Annotated in this window: 16 protein-coding genes; 6 read left to right on the forward strand and 10 right to left on the reverse strand. The window is 70.5% G+C overall.

What is annotated here, in order from left to right:
* Positions 1-203 precede the first annotated feature (203 nt).
* Both R6V09_RS26790 and R6V09_RS26795 read left to right on the forward strand, forming a co-directional pair.
* Positions 204-1,139 (forward strand): AraC family transcriptional regulator, encoded by a 936-nt coding sequence (locus R6V09_RS26790; RefSeq protein ID WP_317883990.1) that lies wholly within the window; start codon positions 204-206, stop codon positions 1,137-1,139.
* A gap of 42 nt (positions 1,140-1,181) precedes the next feature.
* On the forward strand, positions 1,182-1,880 hold the full coding sequence (locus R6V09_RS26795) for a helix-turn-helix domain-containing protein (protein WP_317883991.1): 699 nt from the start codon (positions 1,182-1,184) through the stop codon (positions 1,878-1,880).
* On the opposite strand, the gene R6V09_RS26800 is transcribed toward R6V09_RS26795, so the two are convergent.
* From R6V09_RS26800 to R6V09_RS26810, 3 genes are read right to left on the reverse strand one after another with little or no spacing between them, the layout of a single operon-like run.
* Positions 1,877-2,278: a VOC family protein gene (locus R6V09_RS26800; protein WP_317883992.1), complete on the reverse strand. Its 402-nt coding sequence runs from the start codon at positions 2,276-2,278 to the stop codon at positions 1,877-1,879. The genes R6V09_RS26795 and R6V09_RS26800 overlap by 4 nt on opposite strands.
* Complete coding sequence (locus R6V09_RS26805; RefSeq protein WP_317883993.1) at positions 2,275-2,745, reverse strand: hypothetical protein; 471 nt, start codon at positions 2,743-2,745, stop codon at positions 2,275-2,277. The genes R6V09_RS26800 and R6V09_RS26805 overlap by 4 nt, the downstream gene beginning before the upstream one ends.
* A gap of 23 nt (positions 2,746-2,768) precedes the next feature.
* Positions 2,769-3,401 (reverse strand): VOC family protein, encoded by a 633-nt coding sequence (locus tag R6V09_RS26810; RefSeq protein WP_317883994.1) that lies wholly within the window; start codon positions 3,399-3,401, stop codon positions 2,769-2,771.
* 84 nt (positions 3,402-3,485) lie between these two features.
* Between R6V09_RS26810 and R6V09_RS26815 the strand changes: the two genes are divergently transcribed.
* On the forward strand, positions 3,486-4,094 hold the full coding sequence (locus R6V09_RS26815) for a hypothetical protein (RefSeq protein ID WP_317883995.1): 609 nt from the start codon (positions 3,486-3,488) through the stop codon (positions 4,092-4,094).
* Between the two features lie 23 nt (positions 4,095-4,117).
* Positions 4,118-4,795: a hypothetical protein gene (locus R6V09_RS26820; protein ID WP_317883996.1), complete on the forward strand. Its 678-nt coding sequence runs from the start codon at positions 4,118-4,120 to the stop codon at positions 4,793-4,795.
* A gap of 42 nt (positions 4,796-4,837) precedes the next feature.
* On the opposite strand, the gene R6V09_RS26825 is transcribed toward R6V09_RS26820, so the two are convergent.
* The 7 genes from R6V09_RS26825 to R6V09_RS26855 all read right to left on the reverse strand — a co-directional run bounded on the left by R6V09_RS26825 (position 4,838) and on the right by R6V09_RS26855 (position 13,195).
* Positions 4,838-5,881 (reverse strand): LacI family DNA-binding transcriptional regulator, encoded by a 1,044-nt coding sequence (locus R6V09_RS26825; RefSeq protein ID WP_317883997.1) that lies wholly within the window; start codon positions 5,879-5,881, stop codon positions 4,838-4,840.
* A 179-nt stretch (positions 5,882-6,060) separates the two neighbouring features.
* Positions 6,061-7,662 carry a family 43 glycosylhydrolase gene (locus R6V09_RS26830; protein ID WP_317883998.1) on the reverse strand — a complete coding sequence of 534 codons (1,602 nt, stop codon included), beginning with the start codon at positions 7,660-7,662 and terminating at the stop codon, positions 6,061-6,063.
* Positions 7,659-8,564, reverse strand: coding sequence for a carbohydrate ABC transporter permease (locus R6V09_RS26835; RefSeq protein WP_317883999.1), 906 nt, complete (start codon positions 8,562-8,564; stop codon positions 7,659-7,661). The genes R6V09_RS26830 and R6V09_RS26835 overlap by 4 nt, the downstream gene beginning before the upstream one ends.
* A complete protein-coding gene (locus R6V09_RS26840) occupies positions 8,564-9,448 on the reverse strand; it encodes a carbohydrate ABC transporter permease (RefSeq protein WP_317884000.1) in 885 nt (294 codons plus the stop codon). Before R6V09_RS26840 ends, R6V09_RS26835 begins: the two co-directional genes overlap by 1 nt.
* A gap of 10 nt (positions 9,449-9,458) precedes the next feature.
* Positions 9,459-10,790 carry an ABC transporter substrate-binding protein gene (locus R6V09_RS26845; protein WP_317884001.1) on the reverse strand — a complete coding sequence of 444 codons (1,332 nt, stop codon included), beginning with the start codon at positions 10,788-10,790 and terminating at the stop codon, positions 9,459-9,461.
* Positions 10,791-10,969: 179 nt separating this feature from the next.
* Entirely contained in the window at positions 10,970-12,061 is a 1,092-nt protein-coding gene (locus R6V09_RS26850) for a LacI family DNA-binding transcriptional regulator (protein WP_317884002.1), read from the reverse strand.
* 120 nt (positions 12,062-12,181) lie between these two features.
* Entirely contained in the window at positions 12,182-13,195 is a 1,014-nt protein-coding gene (locus R6V09_RS26855; RefSeq protein ID WP_317884003.1) for a hydroxyacid dehydrogenase, read from the reverse strand.
* Between the two features lie 250 nt (positions 13,196-13,445).
* Here R6V09_RS26855 and R6V09_RS26860 point away from each other — a divergent pair, with 250 nt between their 5' ends.
* Entirely contained in the window at positions 13,446-15,023 is a 1,578-nt protein-coding gene (locus tag R6V09_RS26860) for a carboxylesterase/lipase family protein (RefSeq protein WP_317884004.1), read from the forward strand.
* 179 nt (positions 15,024-15,202) lie between these two features.
* Positions 15,203-15,702: LacI family DNA-binding transcriptional regulator (locus tag R6V09_RS26865; protein ID WP_317884005.1), on the forward strand; the 500-nt coding region annotated here is incomplete at its 3' end.

Consider the following 15,702-nt stretch of genomic DNA (forward strand, 5'->3'; position numbering starts at 1 on the left):
TGCGCCCGCGAGGCCGCCCGTACGGTCAGCCCCGCCGCCCGCGCGGCCTCCGCCACCCGGCGCCCGGTACGACCCGAAGCGCCCGTCACCACCATCGTCATGTTCCGTGCGTTCTCTGCCATGCGATCCAGTCAACGCCCGTGCGCGCGCACGGACCATCGCTGAACGGCTCATTCCCATAAGCGCGCGTCTACGCTGGCCGCATGGACGCCCTGTCAGGCCTTCTGGAGGGTCCACGCGCGCGTGGCGCCTTCATGATCCGTGCGTGCTTCGACCCGCCGTGGGCCCTGCGCATCGAGGACCGCGCCCCGCTGACGGTCATGCTCATGGTCCGCGGCGACGCCTGCGTCACCCCGGAGACAGGCGAGCGGATACGGCTCCGGGCCGGCGACCTCGCCATCGCGCGCGGCCCCGCCCCCTACACATGCGGCGACGCGCCGGACACACCCCCGCAGGCGCTGATCCTGCCCGGCGGCGAGTGCAGCTACCCCGACGGCACCTCCCTGAAGGGCTCGATGGACCTCGGCGTCCGCACCTGGGGCGACCGCCTCGACGGCTCCACGGTGATGCTCATCGGCACCTACCTCATGCGCGGCGAGATCAACGGCCGGCTCCTGGACGCGCTGCCACCCCTGCTCTCCCTGCCCTCCGAGGTCTGGGAATGCCCCCTCACCCCGCTCCTCATGGAGGAGATCGTCCGCGACGAACCCGCCCAGGAAGTCGTCCTCGACCGCCTCCTGGACCTCCTCGTCATCGCCGCCCTGCGGGCCTGGTTCTCCCGCCCGGAGGCGGAGGCCCCGGCCTGGTACCGAGCGCTGGCGGACCCCGTCGTCGGCAGGGCGCTACGCCTCCTCCAGGACGACCCGGCCCACCCCTGGACGGTCGCCTCCCTGGCCGCCAAGACGGCCGTCTCCCGCGCGGCTCTGGCCCGCCGCTTCACCGACCTGGTCGGCGAACCCCCGATGTCCTACCTCACCGCCTGGCGCCTCGCCCTCGCCGCGGACCGCCTCCGCGACACGGACGACACCATCGCCGCGATAGCCCGGGACGTGGGCTACGGCAGCGCCTTCGCCCTGTCCAGCGCGTTCAAGCGGATGTACGGGGTGAGCCCGCAGGAGCATCGGACGGGGGCGGGGTAGCGACTCCGTCGGCCTCGGGACGATCGGCGTAGCCTTTCCGGTGTGTACGTGGAGAGGGCGTCCCGGCTGCCCGGCGCGGTGGTCTGGAGCCGGACCGTCGAGGACCCCGCCGTCGGCCCGGTCCGGCCCGTCCTGCCCGACGGCTGCATGGACCTCCTCTGGAACGAGGGCCGCCTGCTGGTCGCCGGCCCCGACACCCGCGCCTACGTCCCCCAGGCCGAGCCCGCGCACTGGGCCGGCTTCCGCTTCTACCCCGGCACCGCCCCCACCTTCCTCGGAGTCCCGGCCCACGAACTCCGCGACCGCCGCGTCGACCTCACCGACCTGTGGCCCGCCGCGACCGTACGAAGCCTGAGCGCCCGCATCGACACGGCCCCCGACCCGGCGACGGCACTGGAGGACGCGGCACTGGACCGCGCCGCCCGGACACCCCCACCCGACCCGCTGCTACGACACCTCGTGGCGGCCCTGGACTCCGGCCGCCCGGTGGCCGCCACCGCCGACGAACTCGGCCTCGGCGCCCGCCAGTTGCACCGCCGCTCACTGACCGCCTTCGGCTACGGCCCCAAGACACTGGCCCGGGTGCTGCGCCTGCAGCGGGCGCTCGCACTGGCCCGCGCCGGAGTGCCGTTCGCGGCGACAGCGGCCCGCTCCGGCTATGCGGATCAGGCCCATCTGGCCCGGGACGTTCGGGAGTTGGCAGGGATGCCGCTGGGGCAGCTGCTCGGCCGGACCGGCTAGGCAGGGTTCAGCGGGGCGAAGAGGTCCACGCCGTTGCCGTCGGGATCGTGCACGACGGCGTACCGCTGGCCCCAGAACGCGTCCCACGGCTTGAGCTCGCCGTGGTACCCGGCGCCGACCAACTCCTCGTAGACCTGGTCGACTTCGGCGGAATCTGCACAGAGCAGGGCGAGTGCGGCCCGACCGCTGCCCCCGGTGGGCGGCTGCCAACTCGCGTGGAACGAGCGGACGGTGTCCTCCGTGTCCAGCAACAGCCGCAGCCCGCCGGGCAGTTGGACCTCGGCATGCGGCTGTTCCTCGGCACCCTCGGGGAAACCGAACCCGAGCCGACGGTAGAAGGCGACAGAGGCGGCCATGTCGGAGACGACCAGGCCGATCGCGTCGAATCGTGGAGTCATGGGACCACGGTAGGCAGGGGGCGGGGGCGGGTCTTGAACGAATCGGACACGTCCTCGACCGGCGAAAGGATCCCGACGAACCACGAGTCCGCAGACGGGCTCTTCCTGTAGAAGGTGTGCGGTTGCACCGGATCGCACAAGGCAACCAGGACGTCGCCCGCCCGCAGCTCCACGGCTCTCCGGAACCAACTGATCCTGTTTGCCCATGGGCGACTCACCATGAATTCCAAGTCGTGAAGACCAGGCGCGAGTTCGACGAATTCGGGCGCTTTGACGAATCGGTCCCGAAAGCAGATCTCCAGGCCGTTTTCGCGGATGGACACGACCCCCGCTCTGTCGGTGAAGCTTCGAACCGGCTCGCTGATCTCGGCGATCAGCAGAACCCCGGTCCTGCCGCTCCTCCGTACTCTGCGCAGGCGCTTCCTGGCCCGCGAGGGCAGCCGCCTCACCTCGTCGAGAGTGCTCACGGAGAGGGGCGCACCGGAACTTCTCATGAGAACGTCACCGTTCCACGAGGCGTGTTCACCGTGAAGGAGAGCCTCACCGGCCCCTCGGTCAGCGCCAGTTCCACGCCCACGGCGGACAGCAGCGGGCGGATCTCGTCCGGCGCCGGGGCGGTCGCGGCAAGCTCCAGCAGGGGTGCGACGGGCAGACCCGAGGCGGTCGGGTGGGGCGAGGAACTCCAGTCGATGAGGAACGGCACCAGGCCGGAGGGGTGTGCCGTGTCCCCGTCCGTGAGCCGCCATTCCAGCAGTGTGCCGTCGGGCCGGCGGCGGCTCATCGCCCGCACGGGCCCGGGGTCGTACCCCTGGGAGCGGGCCGCCGCGACCGCCGCGTCCAGATCGGGCGGGCTGATCGCCCAGGTCACGGTCCGCGCGACGGACAGCCCGTCGACACCGAACGGGCGTGGCCCGGACGGCTCGGCCTGCTCCGGGTCGGGACCGAGGATCTCCAGGTAACGCGAACCACCGAGAGACACCAGGTAGTTGCGGGTACCGAGCCCGACATGGGCTCCGCCGGCCACCGGCGCGATACCCGTGCGCAGGGTGAAGTCGGCGACTGTGGCCGCCAGTTCGGGGGTGGCGAGGACGAGGTGGTCCAGGCTTGCGGGAATGGCATTCATCCCCACCGAGGCTACGCGGCGGGACCACATCGGAGGAGGGAAAAGTCCCTCAACCGTGGCACACCTGTACGGCAGGATGGGTCCATGATCCGTGCCGTGCGCGCCCTGCCCCTGTTGTTGTTGCTGCCCGCGCTGCTGACCGGCTGCGGCACTGAGAAGGCGGGCGCGGGTATGGGCGCGGGTACGGTCGCTGGATCCCCGAAGGCCTCCGCCTCCGCTGCCCCGTCCCCGGCGACGGCCGCCGAAATCACCTCCCGCGCAAGGGCGTTGGGCTTCGACCCCGACCTCGTCTACGTCATCGACCCGCCCGGATTCACTCTTGCCCAGCAGTCGGTGGGCGTGTCGGACGTCGGTCTCTCCGTGTCGTACACGTCGCCGAAGAACGGTGCCGTGATCAACCTGCGCGTGGAGCCCGGCACGATGACCGACGCGAACTGCACGACGCAGGCGGTGACCACCGAGCACATGACCTGCGTACGCGACGGGAACGCCTGGTACCGCACCGGCGGGGGAGACGCCGAGTACGTGCTGGCGGCGAAGGGACACCTCGTGCACGTCGCCGCCGAGCAGGGCGAGGTGAGCCGCGAGGTCCTGCGCGAGTCTGCCCGGTCGCTCCGCCGCCCGTACGAGAGCGAACTCGCCGAGATCCTCCCGTCCAGGGCGGCCAACGGCACTGTGGGGGAGGGCAGTTGAGCCCACGAAGGATTTCGCGTGCGGTGCTGTCTGCTCATCTGGTCGAGGTCGGGACCGAACCGCCGGCCGGGCCGACGCGGAACTCGGTGGGCGGCCGGCCCTACCTCGACGAGGGCCAGGAGTGGCCCGAGTGTTTCTGCGGTGAGCGGCTCGTCCTGTTCTTCCAACTCGACGTCCCCCCGGACGTGGAGACCTTCGGTGGCGACCACCTGCTGGTCTTCCACTGCCGTGCGCACAACGACGCGACCTTCGCCGAGGAGGCCGACGGCCGGCTCGTCCCCCGGTACTGGGACGCTCCGCAGCCGCCCTACCCGGGCCCGTTCTGGCGCGTACTGCTCCAGCGCCACGCGACACTGCCGGCGGCGGAGGCCGAACCGTCCCTGTGCGCCCTGCCGTTGACGCTGCGCCCTTTCACGGACACCCCCGACGCGGACGGGATCGGAGCCCAGACGTTCAAGGTGGGTGGTGCGCCGTCCTGGGCGCAGTGTCCCGAGTACTACACATGCGCGTGCGGCGCCGATCTCGTGTACCTCTGCGAGGTCCCGGAGAACATGGATTTCGCCGTCCGCCCAGGCCGGCCGGAGCAGCCCTACAGCGGCGGCGCCGACACCTACGGGCTGTTTCTCGGCAACGAGGTCTACCTGCTGGCGTGCCCGGCCCACTGCGATCCGGCGGCGGTCTGGCCGCTGACCCAGGGATGACCCCGGCAATCCAGCACGCCATGGATCACCGTTGGGCAGCCTTCAACCCCGTGGCACCCCCGTACTCGCCCGCTCGACCAGCCGAGTCGACAGCTCCGTCCGCGTGCTCTCCGGACGGTCCCCGTCCATCATGCGGACCAGGAGACGCAGGGCCGTAGCGGCCATCTCCGACAGGGGCTGCCGGATCGTGGTCAGGGCCGGAGTCACCCAGCGGGCCTCGGGCAGGTCGTCGAAGCCGACCACGCTGATGTCGTCCGGCACACTCAACTCCCGTTCCGCCAGGGCCTCGTAGACGCCGAGCGCCATACGGTCGGAGCAGACGAAGACCGCTGTCGGCGATTTGGGCAGGTCGAGGAGTTCGCGCATCCGGTTGCGGGCCATAGTCTGGTCGAAGCCGCCATGGCGGATGTAGTCGGGGCGCACGGGCACCCCGGCGGAGGCGAGCGCGGAGCGGTAACCGGCGACGCGGGCGCTGCTGCACATCTTGTGCCGGTGACCGGCGATCACGGCGATGCGTTCGTGGCCCAGCGACAGCAGATGCTCGGTCGCCGTCACCCCGCCGTGCCAGTTGGCCGCACCGACCGACACCACACCCGGCGGCGGTTCGTGCACCGGGTCGATCATCACGAACGGGATGCGGTGCTGGTCGAGCCACGCGTACTGCGACGGCGTCAACTCCGCCAGATTGAACAGGACTCCGGACGAACCCCGGCCGACCAGCTTGTCCAGCCAGCCCCGCTCCGGCCGGTCGGCCCGCGTCCGGGTCAGCCCGGCCGAGACCACCACCTCAAGCCCGGCCTCGTACGCCGCCTCCTCCACCCCGTGCAGCACCGCCCCCGACCAGGAACTCTCCAACGAGTGCACCACCAGGTCGACAAGGCCCGGCGCCTTGTTCGCGTCGAAGCGCGGCCTGCGCACATATCCGAGCCGCTCCAGCGCCTCCGTCACCCGCCGCCGGGTCTCCGGCGCCACGTCCTCCCGGCCGTTGACCACCTTCGACGCCGTCGGCACGGACACCCCCGCCTCACGGGCCACGACCGCCAGCGTCGGCCCTGCCGTCATGCTCGCGCTCCCCGCACGGACCATCGGGAACCACCTCTCCAGCCCGCCCGAGGGCCATCGAAAGTTTCGAACAGCGCTGCTTCCACGGCCCGACCACCAACCGATCAGAAAGCGCTTCCTACGATAGGTGCGCGTCAACACGGCGGGAAGACCAGGGAATTCACGTGATGGCGACAACCCGATCTTTCGAAACCCCGAACAGGTCAGCGGGGCGGGGTGCACTCCAGGCGAAAGCCGCCGAAGTCGGCGGTGAACTCCGCCCCGACCAGATCCACGGCATGGATACCGGCCATCGCCCCGGTGAAGCGCAGCCGCGAGCCGTGGTCGTCCGAGAGCCGGCTGAAGTCCAACACCGGTCCCACCGGCACACGTTCGCCGTCACGGACGTACCAGAACCGTGCCTCGGCGCCGTCGACCGTCGCCCCAAGCGTCACCGGGGCCCCGAAGTCGACCTCGACGACGGCCACTTGACGCGTGATGTCCTCGTCCCGCTCCACGAGGCTCAGCACCGTACGCCCGCCGTCACCCCGCCACTGTTGCCCCCGCTGCCCCTCGCTCTCGGGCTCCGCCCAGGTCAGGTCCAGGGCGAGATACGCGTCGGCGCCGTACCAGAGCACCAGCCCCGCTGCCTGCGTGAACGTCAACGGCCTTGCCTCGACGGTGACTTCGGCCTCCGCCCGATGCTCCGTGAGCCGCTGGGCGAGCAGGCTGTGCGCCCACCGCGACTCCGGCCCGTGCCGCCCGCGCAGCCGGATCCAGCCCGGCCGGGCGGTGGTGTCGGCCCAGGACGGGTCCGGATACCCACGCGGACTGCTCCACGGCCACCCCAACGGCCCATCGACGTCCGCGACTTGGTCGGACGGCGGGGTGGGATGCGTCGGTACGTCGACCTCCACCGCCGGGTGCCACCCCCCGTGGCGCAGCCTCGGCCAGCCGTCCGCGTCCCAGGTCACGGCCTGCACCGCTGTCTCCCGGCCCAGGGTGCAGCGCGGTCCGGCGGGAGTCGTGACAGGCCGTGCCGCCAAGTGGCTCAACACCCATTCGCCGCCCGGCAGTTCGACCAGCTCGCCGTGTCCCGCCTTCTGCAACGGCACCGACAGGTCGTCTCGGGACGTCAGCAGGGGACGGTCGTCGACCTCGTACGGACCGGTGACCGTACGGCCGCGCGCCACCAGCACCCCGTGCTCGAACCCGGTGCCACCCTCCGCGAGCAGCAGGTAGTACCAGTCGCCCCGCCGCACCAACTTCGGTCCCTCGACGAGCCGTTCGTGCTGGAGCAGCAGCTGGGTCGGGCCGGCCGGGGCGAGCGTGTCGCGGTCCAGCTCGGTCGCGACGATCCCCGCGAAGCGCCGGCCACCGGGGCGGTGGTCGTTCTGGAGGTTGAGCAGCCAGAGTCGGCCCTCGTCGTGGAAGAGCGCCGGGTCGAAGCCGTGGCTCGCGACTCGCCGCGGGGCGGCCCACTTTCCGCCGACGTCCGCGGCCGTGGTGACGTAGGTGTCGGCGTCGAAGTACGGCGTGCCGACCGAGCGGACGATCGAGTACGTCATCCAGAAGCGCTCGCCGTCCCAGCTCAGCGAGGGCGCCCAGATGCCGCCCGAGTCCGGGACGCCGGCGAGGAAGTCGCCGGGGACCGCGCCCCGGACGTGACCCGCGTACTCCCAGTGCGCGAAATCCCGTGAGCGGTGGATCGGGATCGTGGGGAACCACTCGAACGAACTCGTGGCCACGTAGTACCAGTCGCCCACCCTGACCATCGAGGGGTCGGGGGCGAAGCCGCGGACAACGGGGTTGTGCAGCAAGGTCACTTGAGGGCTCCCAGGGTGACGCCCGTACGCCAGTAACGCCGCATCGCCACCATCATCACGGCCATCGGCACGATCGACAGCAGCGCCCCGGTCAGTACCAGACTGGTCAGGTCGACGCCCGACTCCAGGCGTTTGCCGGACCAGTTGTAGAGGCCGATGTTGAGGGTCCAGTTCTCCTCGCCGCGCAGGACCGTGAGCGGGAGGAAGAAGGCGTTCCAGGTGTTCACGAACGCGAGCAGGAACACGGTCGCCCCACCGGTGACCATCATGCGCAGCACGATGCTGAAGAAGATCCGGAGTTCGCCCGCGCCGTCCAGGCGGGCCGCCTCCAGGAGTTCGAAGGGGACCGTGGCCTCGGTGTACACCTTGGCGAGATAGACGCTGAACGGGTTGATCAGGCAGGGGATCAGCATCGCCCAGGGGGTGTCGACCAGGCCGATCTTCGAGAACATCAGGTACAGCGGCAGCGTGAGCAGCGCGATCGGGATCAGGAACGAGCCCACCACGCACGCGAACACCGCGCTGCGGCCCGGGAATTCGAAACGTGCCAGGCCGTAGCCCGTCGCGAGTGCGATGAGGGTGCCGCCCAGGGAGCCGACGCCCGCGTAGAGGAACGAGTTGGCGGTCCAGCGCAGGAAGATGCCGTTCTCGTAGGTGAAGACCTGACGCAGGTTCTCCCACAGGTGCATGCCGGAGAACCAGAGGCCGTTGCTCTGGTACAGGCCCGTGCGGTTCTTGGTGGCGGCGACGATCAGCCACCACACCGGGAACAGGCTGTAGGCGCTGGCCAGCACCAGACCGACGAGCAGGAAACGCTGGCCGCCGCGTGAACGGGCGGCCGGATCAGGCTTGTTGAGGCGGCGGACCTGCTGTGCCTTCCGGCGTTCCGCGATGAGGGTCATCAGTCGGCCTCCTTCGCGGTGAGCCGGTAGAAGAGGAAGGAGGCGAGACCGAGGATGAGGGCGAGGAGGACCGAAAGAGCCGCCGCGTAGTGGTAGTTGCCCGCGTTGAACGCCTGGTTGTAGATGATCATGATGGGCGTGAAGCTGTCGTTCACCGTCTGCGGGGTGACGTTCCGGAACAGCGCCGGCTCGTTGAAGATCTGCAGCATCTGGATGATCGAGAGCATCCCGGTCAGCACCAACGCCCCACGTACGTAAGGGATTTTGATGCTCGTCGCGACCCGGAACTCGGAGGCGCCGTCCAGCCGGGCCGCCTCGAAGAGGTCGCGGGGCACGCCCTGGAGCGCCGAGTAGATGATGACCATGTTGTAGCCGATGCCGTGCCAGGTCAGCAGGTTGCCGATGGACGGCCACACCATCGAGGGCGCGAAGAAGTTCCAGGACAGGCCGAACACCTTGCCCAACGGGGTCAACGGGCCTACGTCCGGGCTGTACAGGTTGATCCACACGATCGCCGCGACCACCCCGGGGATCATGTACGGCACAAGGAGCAGGATGCGAAAACGTCCGGCCACTTTCGAGGACAGCGCGTCCAGGAACAGCGCCAGCAGCAGACTGACGAGCAGCATCACCGGGATCTGCACGCACGCGAACAGCACCACGCGCAGTACCGAGTTCATGAACGCCGAGTCGGTCAGGCCCTGTTGGTAGTTGTGGAGCCCGGAGAACCTCTCGGTGGAACCGCCGAGTCCGAGCCCGGACTGGTGCTCCACGAACAGCGACTCGTAGACGGCGTACCCGATCGGTATCAGGTAGAGGAACACGAAACCGAGCTGGAAGGGCACCGTGAACGCGGCACCCTTCCAGCGCTGGGAGCGAATCATCGGCGCTGCCTCAGCCCTTGACGCTGATACCGCGGGACTTCAGGTCCTTGACCGTCCACTCCTGCATGTGCGCCAGCAGATCGGTGACCTTCTCCTCCTTGTTCATCACCTTCGCCCAGCCCGTCTGCAGCTCGGTGAACATGGCGGTCCAGTCCGGGCCGAACACCCAGTCCGAGGTCACCGTGTTGAGGCTGTCGGTGACGACCTTCTTCGCGGGCTCGTAGTTCGTGCCGAGCAGCTTGTCGGAGATCGCCTCGGCGACATACGCGTTGCTGTCGGCCAGCGCCGGCATCACGCCGTTGCCGGTGGTCGGGCTCGCCATCGTCTTCACCGCGCCGGTATTGGTCGACATCCACAACGCGGCCTCGGCGGCCTGCTGTTGGTGCGCGCACTGCTTCGTCACCAGGGTGACGCCACCGCTCTGGTTGGTGCCGGCCGGCGTCTTGGCGGCCTCACCCGCGAACGTCGGCCAGGGCGAAAGCGCCCACTTCCCGTCGGACTTGGTGAAGTTCTGCACCATGCCCGCCATCTGCCAGGTGGAGATCTGCCGGGTCGCGGTGCCGCCGTTGTCGTAGTTGCGCTGTACGGCCGCGTAGTCGGCGAACGACAGCTTGGAGGCGAGGTCGTTGTCGACGATGTCCTGGATCACCTTGGCCGCCTTGAGGCTGCCCGCGTCCTGGAAGTCCACCTTCCAGGAGTTGCCGTCGATGGCGTACCAGTGCGCCCCGGCCTGCATGGAGAGCACCTCCAGTGTGCTCGGGTCCTCACCGGCGTAGTTGGTGATCTTGATGCCGTGCTTCTTCAGCACCTTGCCCGCGGCGATGAACTCGTCCCAGGTCGTGGGCGCCTTCAGTCCGTACTTCTGGAAGATGTCGGTGCGGTAGATCGTGAAGGCAGGGGCCGAACTGGTCGGCACGCCATAGGACTTGCCCTGCACCTGCGCACTGGCCCACGCGCCCGCGTTGAACTTGTCCTTGTCGGCCGCGACGTACTGAGAGATGTCGGCGAGCGCGCCCTGCGAGACCCAGGTGGTCACGTACTCCGCCGTGTTCTGCACCAGGCAGGGCGCGTTGCCGGCCTTGACCGCGTTGGTGAGCTGCTTCTGCATCGTCAACTGGTCGGTGACCTTGGTGTACTTGAGCTTGATGTCCTTGTGCGCGGCGTTGAACGCCTTCACGACCGCGTCCTGCCCGTTGGCCCAGCCCCACAGGGGGAGGGTGACCGGGCCGGATGACTTGGAGTCTCCCGAACCGGATCCGCCGCAGGCGGAGAGCAGACCTGTCAGTGCGAGGCCCGCGACGGCTGCCCGAGCGAACCTTCTCCGGGGGCTGGTGAAGTTCATCAGACCGTGTTCCTTCGGAAGAGAAGAGGTAGAAACCGGTTGCTTGGAAGGTAGACATCGGGCCCTGTTCGGAGCAAGAGGTGTGCAGCGACTTGTTTCGACAGCCCAGGACAGACCCCTTCCGGCCTGGGAATTTAGAGGGAAACCGGTTACGTAACGCCCTGGTTCCGTGTGCTGAACTAGTCCCGCCGGGCGGGCGGTCGCACCGAGTTCCGTACGACGACATGTGTGCCCAGCACCAGATGGTCGCCGTCGCTGCCCCTGCGCCGGCCCGTGCCGCCGCCCTCGCGCCGGTCCGCCACCGCACGCAGCGCGACCCGGCCCATCTCCTCGTACGGGACGTGCACGGTGGTCAGCTGAGGGGTGAGCTGGGAGGCCAGCGGGATGTCGTCGTAGCCGACGATCGACACGTCCTCCGGCACGCGCAGGCCTCCCGCGCGCAGTGCCTGCATGGCACCCGCGGCGACCACGTCGGTGCCCGCAAGGACCGCGGTGAACTCCACCCCGTCCTTCAGGGTGTCCTCGACCGCCTCGTACCCGTGCTCGTAGTCGTACGGACCGTGCCGCACCATCCCTGGGTCGAACGGCACGCCGTACGCCTCGAAGGCCCGTTGCGCCCCCCTCAACCGGCCCTGGGCCGTGGTGAGTTCGGCGTGCCCCGGGAGCAGCAGGACCCGGCGGTGGCCGGCCGAGAGGAGGTGGCTGGCCATGGCGTAGGCGCCGCCCTCGTTGTCGTAGTCGACCGTCGTGGCCGGGACGTCGCCCTCCAGCGGTGGGCGGCCGACGAGCACGAGGTGTGAGCCGGCCGCGTCGAGGGAGCGGGCGAAGCGGGCCATGCGCAGCTGATACTCGTCGACGTCGTAGGCGCCGCCCAGCAACACCACGGCGGCGACGCCCTGTTGGCGCATCAGGTTGACCAGCGCGAGTTCGCGCTCCGGGTCGTCGCCGGTGGTGCCGACCAGGGAGAGCCAGCCGCGCAGCGTGGCCGCGCCCTCAACTCCCTTGGCCACGTGGGCGAATGCCGCGCCCGTGATGTTGTTGATGAGGATCGCCACCGTCGGTGTGCCGCCGCCGGCCAGGGAACGGGCGTGCGCGTTGGTGACGTAGTCCAGATCGCCGACGACCTTCATCACCCGGCGGCGCAGCTCCTCCGACACCGGATAGTTGCCGGACAGCACGCGCGAGACGCTCGCCACCGAGACCCCGGCGCGCTCCGCCACGTCCCGGATCGTGGCCCGGCCGACGTCGCCCGACGTCTTGCGCTGACTCACCGTGGCGACTCCTTCGCGGTATCGGCTCTCCCACCGGGCGCGCGAGGGTCAGTTCCCGCGCCGGTCCGGAAACCGTATCCCATCGTTGTTCCAGGCAGGCGGGCCTGTGGACGGCCCGGATCAGGCGACACGGGCCAGGTCCGCGTGCCGTACCTCGTGGGCCGGCGGCAGGCCCGCGGCCAGCCGCTCCAGCTCGTCGACGACGATGGCGCCGAGCCGCGCCAGCTCGTTGCCGAGGGAGCCCGCGATGTGCGGGGTGAGGAAGACGTTCGGCAGCTTGTAGAGCGGGGACGTGGGGGGCAGCGGCTCGGGTTCGGTGACGTCCAGGATGGCGGTCAGCCGGCCGGAGAGCAGCTCGTCGGTGAGGGCGTCGTGGTCGATCAGGGCGCCCCGGGAGGTGTTGATCAGCACCCCGCCGTCCCGGATGAGGGCGAGCCGCCCGCGGTCGAGCATGCGCTGTGTCTCGGGGATGTCGGGGGCGTGCAGGCTGACGATGTCGCTGCTGCTCAACAGGTGGTCCAGCGGCAGGAGTTCGGCACCCAGCGCGGCGGCCTCGGAGACGCTGACGTAGGGGTCGTGCAGGAGGACCTCGAAGTCGTACGGCCGCAGCAGTTCGAGCAGGCGGCGGCCCACCCGGGAGGCGCCGATGACGCCGATCCGGCGGCCGAGGTTGCCGATCGCCGCGGTCTCGGCGGGCGTCGGGTACGCGTGCGCGTGCCGGAAGCGCTCCCGCTGCGCGAAGGCGTCCTTCCCGGCGAGCAGGATCATGGCGAGGGTGTACTCGGCGACCGGCAGCGCGTTGCCGGTGACCGCGCTGGACACGGTTACTCCGCGTTCCCACAGGGCCTCGCCGACCAGTGAGCGGACCGAGCCCGCCGCGTGCAGAACGGCGCGCACCCGGGGTGCCGCCGCCAGGGCGTCGGCGTCGAGGTGCGGGCAGCCCCAGCCGGTGATCAGGACCTCGGCCCCGGCCAGGGCCCCGGCGGCCTCTGGGGCGGCGAAGTCCCGTACGACGAGCCCGGGGTCGATCTCGGCCGTCTGCCGGAGCCGTGCCATCAGGGGTGGGGGGAAGAGCAGGGGCAGGTGCACCGGATCCATGGCGAACACGGCCCTCGGCGGCTGGGCGCTGGGCATGACCCTCCAGTAGTGCGGTGGGGAATACGGTTCCAGAAACGTTTTCTGAAAGCGTCTTCTACCGTAGATCTGCCGAGGAGCGGGGGTCAATCGGTCGGCGGACGCGCAGTCCCGCACGACGTGTCCGCACCGCCCTCCGCACACCCGTCCGGATAACCCGTCCAGCCGCGCTCGTCCGCCGGAATAGCCGGGGGCGATGTGATGCTCTGATGAGCATGGTTCACGAGCGCGGTGAGGAGCTGGTGGGCAGATGACGGCAGAGCAGTCGAACCCCGTGGTCGGCACCCCGTACGGGGCGGTACGCGGCCGGTACGAGAACGGGATCGCGGTCTTCCGGGGCATCCCCTACGCGGCGCCCCCCTTCGGGCCGCGCAGATTCCGCCCGCCCGTCCCGCCCGAGCCCTGGACCGGAGTACGCGACGCGCTCACCTTCGGCCCGACCCCGCCGAAACCGCCGTACTCCGACGCCTTCGCCAAACTGCTCTCCGACCCCGTCGTCCCGGGCGACGACTGTCTCAACCTCAACGTGTGGACCCCGGAACCCGGCCCGGGCGCCCGGCTGCCGGTCATGGTCTGGCTGCACGGCGGCGCGCTCACCAGGGGCTCCTCGGCCGTCCCCGTCTACGACGGACACGCCTTCGCCCGCGACGGAGTCGTGTTCGTTTCGCTCAACTACCGCCTGGGCGTGGAGGGTTACGGCCTCTTCCCGGACGCACCGGCCAACCCCGGCCTGCGCGACCAGCTCGCCGCGCTGCGCTGGGTGCACGAGTCGATCGCGGCGTTCGGCGGCGACCCCGACCGGATCACCCTCTTCGGCCAGTCCGCCGGCGCGATCAGCACCGGCGCCCTGCTCGCCGCCCCGCAGGCCCAGGGACTCGTCCGCGGGGCCGTCCTGCAGAGCGGCCCCCCGGAGGCCTTCGACCGCGACAAGGTACGGCGGATGGTGCGCCGGATGGCGGCCCGGCTGAAGGTCCCCGCCACCGCCGAGGCCTTCGCCGCCGTCGACCGCGAACTGCTGCTGCGCACCCAGGCCGACGTGGGCAGGCTCAGCAGCCCGGTGCTCGGCGGGCCCACGTTCGGCATCGTCATCGACGGCGAACTGGTGCCCCGCGATCCGCTGGAGGCGCTCGTCGACGGTCAAGTGGCCCGGGGCGTCGACCTGTTGCTGGGCTGGACCCGCGACGAGTACCGGCTGTGGCTGGTGCCCGGCGGCCTCCACGAGCGCGTCGACCGGCTCGGCGCGGTCGCCCTGGCCGGTGCGATGGCCCGCTGCCACTGCGGTGTCGAGGTCCCGCGCGGCTACCGCGCCCTGTACCCCGGCGCCGGCACCGCCGAGACCGTGGGCCAGCTGGTCACCGACCACCTGCTCCGCTACCCGCTGCACCGCCTGGCCGACGCCCGCCCCGGAAACGCCTACCTCTACGAGTTCGCCTGGCCCTCCAACCTCCCCGACCTCGGCTCCTGCCACGCCCTCGAACTCGGCTTCGTCTTCGACACGGGCGCCATCCCCGAGGCCGCCAGACTCGCGGGCGAGGGCGCGCCCCAGGAACTCGCCGACACCATGCACGAGGCCTGGGTGCGGTTCGCCGTGGACGGCGACCCGGGCTGGCAGGCCTGGGACGACTCGCACCCCGTACGGATCTTCGGCGAGGGCGCGCCCTCCCTCGCGTACGGCCCGCGCGACCCCGAGTTCGCCCTGTGGGCGACCGACGCGGCGACGCGCGAGGCGGCGGTTCCGGTCGTGGGCACCCCCGCGCGCGGCTCGGTGGAACTGCGGTCGGTCGTACGGCGGTTGCGGCGGACCGGGGACGTGCCGAAGTCGTCGTGAGCGTGCGGGAACGGTCCGGAAACCGGTTGCCCAACCTCGGTGGCGGGCAACTGGAGCCCTGACGTAGGTGAATTGGCCGACGCACGCCACTCCTCCCGACCGTGACCCGCTGCTACCCTCCGCACGGGGAACCGGTTGCCGGACGTGTTCCCACAGGCGGGGGAGGGGTGAGGCCGCGCATGACCAGGAAGAGCCAGGACGCGAACGGGAGCACCATCCGGGACGTGGCGGCCCGCGCCGGGGTGTCCGCGTCCACGGTGTCGCGGGTGCTCGGCGGCGAGTACCCGGTGAGCACGGCGACCCGCACGCGCGTGCTGCGGGCCGTACGGGAACTGGACTACGTCGCCGACGCCCGCGCCAAGGCCGTGGCGGGCGTCGGGACACCGACCCTCGCCTTCGTCCTGGAGGACATCACGGGACCGTCGTTCGCCCTGATGGCACACGGCGTGGAGCGCGAGGCGACCCGGCTCGGCCATCTGTGCCTGGTGTGCAGCACGGAGGGCGACGTCCAGCGCGAACTGGACTTCATCGAGACCATGCGCGCCCAGCGCACCGCCGCCGTGATCCTCGTCGGCGGCACCGCCGACACCCCCGAGTACCGCACCCGCACCCGCCGTATCGCCGACTCGCTGGCCGCGGCCGGCTCGCGGCTCGTGCTGTGCGGACGCCCGCCGCTCGA

It is taken from the genome of Streptomyces sp. W16 (assembly GCF_033194735.1).
Taxonomy (GTDB): domain Bacteria; phylum Actinomycetota; class Actinomycetes; order Streptomycetales; family Streptomycetaceae; genus Streptomyces.

Coding starts and splice junctions, on each gene's coding strand:
- R6V09_RS26790 (WP_317883990.1), top strand. CDS start 204: ATGGACGCCCTGTCAGGCCTTCTGGAGGGTCCACGCGCGCGTGGCGCC.
- R6V09_RS26800 (WP_317883992.1), bottom strand. CDS start 2,278: ATGACTCCACGATTCGACGCGATCGGCCTGGTCGTCTCCGACATGGCC.
- R6V09_RS26810 (WP_317883994.1), bottom strand. CDS start 3,401: ATGAATGCCATTCCCGCAAGCCTGGACCACCTCGTCCTCGCCACCCCC.
- R6V09_RS26815 (WP_317883995.1), top strand. CDS start 3,486: ATGATCCGTGCCGTGCGCGCCCTGCCCCTGTTGTTGTTGCTGCCCGCG.
- R6V09_RS26825 (WP_317883997.1), bottom strand. CDS start 5,881: ATGGTCCGTGCGGGGAGCGCGAGCATGACGGCAGGGCCGACGCTGGCG.
- R6V09_RS26835 (WP_317883999.1), bottom strand. CDS start 8,564: ATGACCCTCATCGCGGAACGCCGGAAGGCACAGCAGGTCCGCCGCCTC.
- R6V09_RS26840 (WP_317884000.1), bottom strand. CDS start 9,448: ATGATTCGCTCCCAGCGCTGGAAGGGTGCCGCGTTCACGGTGCCCTTC.
- R6V09_RS26845 (WP_317884001.1), bottom strand. CDS start 10,790: ATGAACTTCACCAGCCCCCGGAGAAGGTTCGCTCGGGCAGCCGTCGCG.
- R6V09_RS26855 (WP_317884003.1), bottom strand. CDS start 13,195: ATGCCCAGCGCCCAGCCGCCGAGGGCCGTGTTCGCCATGGATCCGGTG.
- R6V09_RS26860 (WP_317884004.1), top strand. CDS start 13,446: ATGACGGCAGAGCAGTCGAACCCCGTGGTCGGCACCCCGTACGGGGCG.